This window comes from Ochrobactrum sp. S1502_03, assembly GCF_044435015.1.
In the GTDB taxonomy this organism is placed as follows: Bacteria; Pseudomonadota; Alphaproteobacteria; order Rhizobiales; family Rhizobiaceae; genus Brucella; species Brucella chromiisoli.
In genome coordinates this window covers 42,682-50,230 of sequence record NZ_JAYEXN010000023.1, presented here as the reverse complement: position 1 = coordinate 50,230, position 7,549 = coordinate 42,682, and the positions used below count along the sequence as shown (strand labels likewise).

Below are 7,549 nucleotides of genomic sequence, written 5' to 3'. Positions count from 1 at the left end.
AAACCCAATCCCTTGACCAAACCATGATCTGAAAAACATACTCGAAGGTGGCTCAATTCTCGGTGAAAAAACCGGCTCAGTTCCGCGTGAAAACCAACATGTGACATGCTTTAGAGCTCCAATTCTCAGTTTTGGGCAGTCATTATCTAGTGCTCGGGCCAATCAGACTTAAGTGCAACTCCAAGGGCATTTCTTAAGGACGCAATCGATTTTTTAAGGGCAGGTCCATGCTCCCTCACAAATTAGTTTAATTTTGACGTTTACGGAAACGTCAAAGTGCGCTAGTTTTGCCAAGAAGTTGGACTCTCGTCATCGGTTTTTGAGTTGCGGGAGCTTCAGAAGTGGCAAAATGGCTGGTTTTTTGAGTTTTTGGCCCCATTTTTGACATGGAGATTACTCTGTCACGCATTTGAGCACTTCGTATGACAGACGTACCAAACACGCAGTTGGAAGCCTGTTTCGCTTCATGCGGGACTGAGCGGGTTATTGATTTGGAGGATTTCGATGCCGAGCTATCGCGCGCCAGTTGAGGATACAAATTTCGTTCTCAATGACGTTTTGAATTATCAGCGTTATAATAATTTGCCGGGCTTTGCTGACGCATCGCCTGATGTGGTCGAGGCGATCCTGTCCGAAGGCGCGAAGCTTGCCGAGGGCACGCTGTTTCCTGTCAATCATTCAGGCGACAGGCAAGGCTGCGTTCGCGCATCCGATGGCTCGGTGAAAACCCCTGAGGGCTTCAAAGCCGCTTATGACCAGTATCGCGAAGGTGGCTGGCTCGGTTTGGCCGTGCCTGAACAATATGGCGGGCAGGGGCTTCCTTATCTGCTGCATACAGCGGTTGGTGAATATATGTCGTCAGCCAATATGGCGCTGACCATGTATCCGGGCCTGACGCAGGGTGCGATTGCCGCGATCCTGACCCACGGTACGGATGCGCAAAAAGACACCTATCTGCCAAAGATGGTGGAAGGCACATGGACCGGCACCATGAACCTGACCGAGCCGCATTGCGGAACGGATCTGGGTCTTCTGCGCACCAGTGCAACGCCGCAGGATGATGGTTCATACAAGATTTCCGGCCAGAAGATTTTCATCTCGGCTGGCGAACATGACATGTCGGAGAACATTATCCATCTGGTGTTGGCGCGTATCGATGGTGCACCGGAAGGTGTGAAAGGCATTTCGCTGTTCATCGTGCCGAAGTTCATTCTGGATGCTGATGGCAATCCGGGTGCGCGCAATGGTGTGTCGTGTGGTTCCATCGAAGAGAAGATGGGCATCCACGGCAATGCTACCTGTGTTATGAACTATGACGATGCGACAGGCTTCCTGATTGGTGAAGCGCATAAGGGCCTGCGCGCCATGTTCACCATGATGAATGAAGCGCGGCTTGGTGTTGCGCTTCAGGGGCTTTCGATTGCCGAAACTGCCTATCAGAACGCCGCGATTTATGCACGTGAGCGCATTCAGGGCCGCGCGCTTTCAGGTGTGAGCGCACCCGATAAGAAGGCTGATCCGATCATCGTGCATCCGGATATTCGTCGCAACCTGATGAATATCCGCGCTTATAACGAAGCCGGGCGTGCACTCATTCTCTGGACGGCGTTGAACTCCGATATTGCCCATCGTTCCGGCGATGAAGCAGAGCGCCAGGCTGCGGATGATCTCGTGGGGCTTTTGACGCCTGTGCTGAAAGGTGTTCTGACCGACAAAGGGTTTGAACACGCTGTCATGGCGCAGCAGGTGTTCGGTGGTCACGGCTATATCGAAGAGCATGGCATGAGCCAATATGTGCGCGATGCGCGCATTGCCATGATTTATGAAGGTGCCAACGGTATTCAGGCGCTCGATCTGGTTGGCCGCAAGCTTGCGCTGAATGGTGGCCGTGCGATCACTGCTTTCTTTAAGGAAGTGGGCGAGTTCTGCGAAGCCAATCGTGAGAATGAAAAGCTCACATTCTTCACCAAGCATCTGAAGAAGGGCGTCAATGATCTTCAAGCCGCCACAATGTGGCTGATGCAGAACGCGATGGCAAAGCCTGACAATGCCGGTGCAGCATCCAATGATTATATGCACCTGTTTGGTCTGGTGGCACTTGGTTACATGTGGGCGCGCATGGCGAAGGTTGCAGAAGAAAAGCTGGCAGCGGGTGAAGGCAATAAGGCCTATCTTGAAGCCAAACTTATCACGGCACGCTACTATTTCGAGCGGATCATGCCGGAAAGTGTGGCGCATCTTGCACGTATCCAGTCAGGTGCGGATAGCATGATGGCGCTCAACGCAGACACATTTTGAGTGAGAGATCAGGCTGGACTTTCGGGTTCAGCGGGAAGGAGATAAAATGGCTGAGGCTTATATTTACGATCACGTTCGCACACCGCGCGGACGTGGCAAGAAAGACGGCAGTCTGCATGAAGTGCCTGCCGTTCGTCTGGGCGCGAAGGTTCTGGAATCCTTGCGCGACCGCAACGGCATCGATACGGCAAAGGTCGATGACATTATTTTCGGCTGTGTTGATCCTGTTGGCGAAGCGGGTGCCGTTATTCCGCGTTCATCGGCTTTTGAAGCCGGTTATGATTTCAAGGCGCCGGGTATTCAGATTTCGCGTTTCTGTGCGTCAGGTCTTGATGCGATCAACCTTGCAGCGGCTAAGATTGCGTTCGGTGCCGACGATCTGGTGATCGCGGGTGGCGTTGAAAGCATGTCCCGTGTTGGCATGGGTATGTCGGGCGGTGCCTGGTACATGGATCCATCCGTCGGTTTCCCGGGCTATTTTATGCCGCAGGGCGTCTCCGCTGATCTAATCGCCACGAAATACGGCTTCTCGCGTGATGACGTCGACGCTTATGCTGTCGAAAGCCAGAAGCGAGCAGCAAAATCGTGGGAAAAGGGTTATTTCAAGCATTCAGTTATTCCGATCAAGGATCAGAATGGCCTTACCATTCTTGATCATGATGAGCATATGCGCCCTGGCACTGATATGCAGGCGCTCGGTCAGCTCAACCCATCCTTCGTGATGCCCGGTGAAATGGGCGGCTTCAATGCCGTTGGCATTCAAGCGCATCCAGAAGTCGAAACCATCAATCACGTGCACCATGCAGGTAACTCGTCTGGCATTGTTGATGGTGCAGCAGGCGTTCTCGTTGGCTCGAAGAAGGCTGGCAAAGCCTTCGATATCAAGCCGCGCGCCCGTATTCGTGCTTTTGCCAATATCGGCTCCGAACCAGCACTGATGCTGACTGGTCCGGTTGATGTCACGGAAAAGCTCCTCAAACAGGCCAAGATGAAAATCTCGGACATTGATCTGTTCGAGTTGAACGAAGCCTTCGCTGCTGTGGTTCTGCGTTACATGCAGGCCTTCGACATTTCGCACGACAAGATCAACGTCAATGGCGGCGCGATTGCGCTGGGCCATCCGCTTGGCGCAACCGGCGCGATGATCCTCGGCACTGTGCTGGATGAACTGGAGCGCCGCGACCTCAATGTGGCACTGGTCACTTTGTGCATCGGTGCAGGCATGGGTACGGCCACGATCATTGAGCGCGTGTAAGGAGAGGAGGCGAATATGGCTTATGTAAATTTCAAAGTTGAAACCGATGCTGATGGCATTGCCCTCGTCACATGGGACATGCCTGAAAAGTCGATGAATGTTTTCACCGTCGAGGTGATGCAGGAACTGAATGCTATCATCGATGCGACGACCGCTGACGAAAAGGTCAAGGGCGTCGTCATCACGTCCGGCAAGGAAACTTTTTCAGGCGGCGCTGATCTGACCATGCTCGAAGGCATGTTCAAGGAATTTCAGAAGCAAAAAGCCAAGGACAGCCAAGCTACCGTTCAGTCGTTGTTCGACAATGTCGGTCGGATGGGCGGATTGTTCCGCAAGCTTGAAACCTCTGGCAAGCCATGGGTCTCAGCCATTAACGGCACATGCATGGGCGGCGCGTTTGAAATGTCGCTTGCCTGCCATGCTCGTGTTGCATCGGATGCACCGGGCGTGAAGATGGGCCTGCCGGAAGTGAAAGTCGGCCTGTTTCCCGGGGCTGGCGGCACGCAGCGTGTTCCGCGCCTTGCCAACCAGCAGGACGCTTTGCAGATGATGACAACTGGCTCAAGCCTGAGCGCGCAGCGCGCCAAGGCGATGGGGCTTGTTACTGAAGTCGCTCCGGCCAAGAAGCTGGTCGAAACCGCCAAGAAGCTGATCAAGGGCGGTCTTAAGCCTGTTCAGCCATGGGATGAAAAGGGATTCAAACTGCCAGGCGGCGCGATCTATTCGGCTGCCGGTGCAAATCTCTGGCCTGCTGCAACCGCCATTCTGCGTCGCGAAACCTCCGGCAATTATCCGGCGGCACTCGCTATTCTGAAATCGGTTTATGAAGGCCTTCTTGTGCCGTTCGACACCGGCCTTAAGATCGAGCAGCGCTATTTCACTGAAATTCTTCAGACGACCGAAGCGGGTATGATGATCCGTTCGCTCTTCGTGTCGTTGCAGGAATTGAACAAGGGCGCACGCCGTCCTGTGGATGAAAAGCCAACCAAGTTCAAGAAGATCGGCGTCATTGGCGCTGGCTTCATGGGTGCAGGCATTGCCTATGTGACAGCCAAGGCTGGCATTCCGGTGGTGCTGATCGATCGTGATCAGGAATCCGCTGATAAGGGCAAGGCGCATACGGCTGACCTTATCACCAAGGAAATGCAGAAGGGCCGCGCGACCGAAGCAGACAAGGAAAAGCTCCTGTCGCTTATCACGGCAACGCCTGACTATGCGCAGCTCGAAGGTGCCGATCTGGTGATCGAAGCCGTGTTCGAGGACCGCGAAGTCAAGCGTGTGGCGACCGAAAAGGCGGAGGAAGTTCTCAAGGCAACGGCGATTTTTGCATCCAATACTTCAACTTTGCCAATCACTGGCCTTGCGAAAGTCTCCAAGCGTCCGAAGAACTTCATTGGCATTCACTTCTTCTCGCCCGTCGACAAGATGATGCTGGTGGAAGTCATCCTCGGCAAGAAGACGTCCGACAAGGCGTTGGCTGTTGCCCTTGATTATGTTCGTGCAATCAAGAAGACGCCGATTGTTGTCAACGATACACGCGGTTTCTACGTCAATCGCTGCGTGCTGCGCTATATGTCGGAAGCCTACAACATGATCGTTGAAGGTGTCCCTGCTGCGATGATCGAAAATGCCGCCCGTATGGCCGGTATGCCGGTTGGTCCGCTTGCGCTCAACGATGAAACGGCAATTGACCTCTCGCAGAAAATCCTCAAGGCAACATTGGCTGATCTTGGCGAGAAGGCTGTCGATCCGCGTCATGTGGAACTGGTGGATAAGCTCGTCAACGAGTTCGACCGCAAGGGCCGCAAGAACGGCAAGGGCTTTTACGAATATCCAGCCAAGCCTGCCAAGAAGCATCTTTGGCCGGGACTGAAAGACCTTTATCCGCAACAGAACCCCGATAAAATCGACGTGAAGGAGCTGAAAGAGCGCTTCCTTGTGACGATTGCTCTGGAGGCCGCGCGTGTGATGGAAGAAGGCATTGTCACTGATCCGCGTGAAGCCGATGTCGGTTCCATTCTGGCCTTTGGTTTTGCCCCTTATACCGGAGGCACGCTTTCCTATATCGATGGTATGGGCGCGAAGAAATTCGTCAAACTTGCCAAGGAGTTGCAGCGCAAATACGGCCAGCAATTCAAAGCGCCGAAACTGCTTGTCGATATGGCAGAAAATGGCGAAAGCTTCTATCAGCGCTTCAACCCTTATAAGGGCGAAGCAAAAAAAGCAGCCTGATCTGCTGCCTGACGATCTGTTTAAAAACGCGCGGCATTGTGATGCCGCGCGTTTTCATTTGTAAATAAGAAAATTTTCCCTGTAAAATCGCGCACCTTGTGTAAAATCAGATTTTCAGTTAAATTTGGCACAAGTTAAGATAAATTATTAGGTTTAAAATCCTCTTTGGCGGGTTGTAACAATGTTTTCTCATGAGAGCGTATGGGCTGCGATTGATGCCTTGGCGGAGCGCAATTCATTAAGTGCGTCTGGCCTTGCGCGCCGTGCTGGGCTTGATCCGACCACGTTCAATAAATCCAAGCGTTATGCTGCCGATGGTCGCGCCCGCTGGCCTTCAACTGAGTCGCTCGCTAAAGTCATGGAAGCCACAGGCGCAACATTCGATGAGTTTACTCGGCTTATCCGTGGTGAAATATCGACGCCAAATTACGGGGAATATCTGCAGGAGCCGAGTGCTATCCCGCTGCTTGGCTTGGCAGAAGCGGGCGGAGGCGGTTATTTTGACGATGCCGGATTTCCTGCTGGCCAAGGTTGGGATGTTGTGCAGTTTCCTGCTGCTCCAACCGATAATGTGTATGCGTTGGAAGTTTCCGGCGACTCGATGTTGCCGCTTTACCGGGATGGCGATACGTTGGTCGTAGCGCCCAACGCAGCGGTTCGCCGGGGTGATCGTGTGGTTGTTCGAACCAAAGACGGAGAGGTTATGGCTAAAATCCTGCATCGCCAGACACCGCGAACGATTGAACTTCATTCGTTCAATCCCGAGTTTCCCAATCGTTCCTTTGAGACCAAGGATATTGAGTGGATCGCCCGTATTTTATGGGCGAGTCAGTAATGACGAATATGCAACGTAAGAACCATGGTCGTATTGTTTTTGGTAGTTTTGCCGGTCTGACCGGTGCCATTCTCGTGGCAGCTTTTGTCGCGCCATTTTATGGCGCACTCGATCGTCCGGTCACTGTGGTCGAAAGCGGCGATGGTCAAAGCAAGCCGGATACCGGTTCGGGTAATGGAATTGTCGTTGAGCAGTTTGATTATAACGAACCCGCAAAGGATACAGGCGGCGATAATCCTGCCTCGCAAGAGATGCCTGCTGCTGAAAATGCGCCAAACACTGACGCGCAGTCCCCTGTCAATCAGGATGGCCAAGGCGGGCTTGAGCGTGAACCTGCGCGCCCACCTCTGAGTGATATGGGATTGGCGTCAACGCCAAAACCGCCGGAGCCAGCAGCCCCAGCCGCGCCGGTTGATGCGGGCGAGCCGATGCAGCTTCTGCAGCGTCCCGTAGCAATTGCAGCCGGGCGTCTTGAAAGTCAGGGACGCATTGTCGACTTGCAGGGCATTGATGTCACGCCGGTTGAGCAAAGCTGCCAGTCGGCAGCGGGTGAAAACTGGCCATGCGGTATGCAGGCCCGTACTGCATTCCGCCAGTGGCTTCGTGCGCGGGCGATTATGTGTCGTCTGCCGCAAAATGACAGCGGTGCGGCGATAGCGACCCAATGCAGCGTTGGCAGTGACGATCCTGCCTTATGGCTTGTCGCCAATGGTTGGGCCAAGGCCAGCGCAGGTGGTGCTTATGGGGAAGCGGGCAAGAAAGCCGAAGATGCAAAACTCGGCCTCTATGGGGATAAGCCGGAAACTTCTTTGCCGGAGCTGAATAACGCTCCGAGCCTGCCGATGATGATACCGCCGGATACGCCGCAACAACCGGTAACGCCGCAGCAGCTAGATGGTGCCTTTCCACCTGCACCACAGAATTAGAGC

Annotated in this window: 5 protein-coding genes; all 5 read left to right on the top strand. The window is 53.8% G+C overall.

Features of this window, described 5'->3' with window-relative positions; all coding sequences use genetic code 11:
• Positions 1 to 504 precede the first annotated feature (504 nt).
• The 5 genes from VBH83_RS14265 to VBH83_RS14245 all read left to right on the top strand — a co-directional run bounded on the left by VBH83_RS14265 (position 505) and on the right by VBH83_RS14245 (position 7,546).
• Positions 505 to 2,298, top strand: a complete 1,794-nt coding sequence (locus VBH83_RS14265; protein WP_396998319.1) for an acyl-CoA dehydrogenase C-terminal domain-containing protein — start codon at positions 505 to 507, stop codon at positions 2,296 to 2,298.
• Between the two features lie 46 nt (positions 2,299 to 2,344).
• Positions 2,345 to 3,553: an acetyl-CoA C-acetyltransferase gene (locus VBH83_RS14260; protein WP_265984448.1), complete on the top strand. Its 1,209-nt coding sequence runs from the start codon at positions 2,345 to 2,347 to the stop codon at positions 3,551 to 3,553.
• A 15-nt stretch (positions 3,554 to 3,568) separates the two neighbouring features.
• Entirely contained in the window at positions 3,569 to 5,785 is a 2,217-nt protein-coding gene (locus VBH83_RS14255; RefSeq protein ID WP_265984447.1) for an FAD-dependent oxidoreductase, read from the top strand.
• Between the two features lie 181 nt (positions 5,786 to 5,966).
• On the top strand, positions 5,967 to 6,620 hold the full coding sequence (locus VBH83_RS14250; RefSeq protein ID WP_265984446.1) for a helix-turn-helix transcriptional regulator: 654 nt from the start codon (positions 5,967 to 5,969) through the stop codon (positions 6,618 to 6,620).
• A complete protein-coding gene (locus tag VBH83_RS14245) occupies positions 6,620 to 7,546 on the top strand; it encodes a thermonuclease family protein (protein ID WP_265984445.1) in 927 nt (308 codons plus the stop codon). Before VBH83_RS14250 ends, VBH83_RS14245 begins: the two co-directional genes overlap by 1 nt.
• The last annotated feature ends 3 nt before the right edge of the window (positions 7,547 to 7,549 follow it).

Coding starts and splice junctions, on each gene's coding strand:
- VBH83_RS14265 (WP_396998319.1), top strand. CDS start 505: ATGCCGAGCTATCGCGCGCCAGTTGAGGATACAAATTTCGTTCTCAAT.
- VBH83_RS14245 (WP_265984445.1), top strand. CDS start 6,620: ATGACGAATATGCAACGTAAGAACCATGGTCGTATTGTTTTTGGTAGT.
- VBH83_RS14255 (WP_265984447.1), top strand. CDS start 3,569: ATGGCTTATGTAAATTTCAAAGTTGAAACCGATGCTGATGGCATTGCC.
- VBH83_RS14260 (WP_265984448.1), top strand. CDS start 2,345: ATGGCTGAGGCTTATATTTACGATCACGTTCGCACACCGCGCGGACGT.
- VBH83_RS14250 (WP_265984446.1), top strand. CDS start 5,967: ATGTTTTCTCATGAGAGCGTATGGGCTGCGATTGATGCCTTGGCGGAG.